Genomic DNA, 1,750 nt, shown 5'->3' with positions numbered 1-1,750 from the left:
ATACAAATGCATTCCAATTGCTACCAAAGGCTTTTCCGGGCACCCCTAAAAAGGTATTGCTACTTAAAAATGTTGCATAAATTGATAAACCTATCGCCCATCCGGGGATCAGGCCCGAAGCTTTTGTAAATTGCTCGGAGTTTTTATTTTTCCTCGAAAAATAAACCCCAACTAATATCATTCCAACAAGATAAATGAAGATTATTGCAAGATCGACTACAGGAAGTCCTTTCATTATTTGTTGGCTCGTTTATTAATTTGGTTAAAACAAATATGCATGTCTAAATATCAACATTAATATAAGATTTTGGCTACATATTGTACCATCTTATCTTATTGAACATCTAAAGCATCAACTGCCAGTCCTTTGGTTTCTGTAGCAATCAATTTGAGTTTATAAGTCCCTGCATTAATCATACTCCCGGTATTGGTACTGAGGTAGTTCCATTTTCCGGTTTTAGTTGGCGCAAATTCGACCATTTCTGTTTTCATTAATGTTCCATCTGCCGATAAAAACTCGAGTTTCCCTTTCAAAAGCTGCTCTGACGGGTTATGGTATTTTAGGGTTAAGGAATAGGTATCGGCAACGCCAACTGATAACTGCCAGGTTAAGCTCCCTTGGCTCGCTGCATTAAAAATTACACGCTGTTTATCCATTAAAATTGCTTTCACAACCTCACTGCCTTCTAAAATACCATCAGTAGCTTTATAAGTAGTTGTGGTTTTTAAATCGTAAGCGGGTTGTAAATGGGTAACCGGTAATACAAAAACGGTAGCTATTCTACTGTCAAAAATTATGCGCTCATTCGGAATAAGTCTTTTCCGATAAAGACCGAATATCTCATCCTTACTATTGGTTAGTGAAGTTTTGGTGTCTTCGAATCCCTGAGGCACACTACTATTGATATTCAGTGCCACAAACGTATCCACAGTATCAGTTGCAGTAAATTCGATACTTTCCTGTGCGCGTGATGCCTTTAGCCACTCGGCACCGTATAAATTCGAAGGCAGATCGGTAAAAGTTGAATTTTCACCTTTAAACTGCTCTTCTCCAATATCCAACCAATCGCATAGTGCTGCATTTTTAATTTTGCTCAGGAGTGATTTACTTGATGGTGCAGCTTGGATGTTTTGGTTCAGACCTGAAATTGCAATGGCAGAAATCACTGCCTGTGCAACTTTTACTTCTGGGAAATTAATATCCAAAAAGCCACCTTTAACAGTCGTTTTAATCGTTTTCTTTAGTAAGGTATTACTTCCTGCTTCCTTCCAGATATCTAAATCTTTAATAACCGTTTTACCATTAAATGCTACATCAAATAAACGCATGGCTTTGGCATCAAAACCTCCGCCTATACCCAGCCAAGGCTCTATAAAATAAAGTTCAACCAGGTATTCACCGTCTGGAAGCGGAAAATGATATTTTAACCGATCTCTGCCATATCTAAAAGTTTGAAAAAGCTTCCAATCTTTAGTCCCGTCTATAGGTTGAAAAGTACGGCGCTGACTAGCAAAAAATGTTGGAACACCAGTAAAATCCGCGGTCCAAGAGGTTGAGCCAAAGTTATCAGGAGCACTTAAATTTCGATCAGCAGACCATTTATTGCCATTGGTATCAATATAATCTCCACCACCACAATTTACGCGGTATACATATTTATATCCCTGTGTAGGAACGGTTAACTTTTTATCATTTATTAAAGCATTAAAATTTGGACTTTGGGGTAAATTCTGCAGCACGATTTTATCT

1 protein-coding gene and 1 pseudogene are annotated in these 1,750 nt (G+C 37.9%); both read right to left on the bottom strand.

Annotation, left to right across the window (positions count from 1 at the left end; genetic code table 11):
- Nucleotides 1-235, bottom strand: a pseudogene (locus AC1DND_RS27200) (sodium:solute symporter); the annotation flags it as partial.
- Nucleotides 236-333: 98 nt separating this feature from the next.
- The coding region (locus AC1DND_RS27195) for a malectin domain-containing carbohydrate-binding protein (protein WP_477585888.1) at nt 334-1,750 on the bottom strand (1,417 nt) is incomplete at its 5' end.

It is taken from the genome of Pedobacter sp. 01N416, from assembly GCF_056399685.1.
The sequence above is the reverse complement of the archived record's forward strand: the minus strand, read 5'-3'. Positions and strand labels throughout refer to the sequence as shown.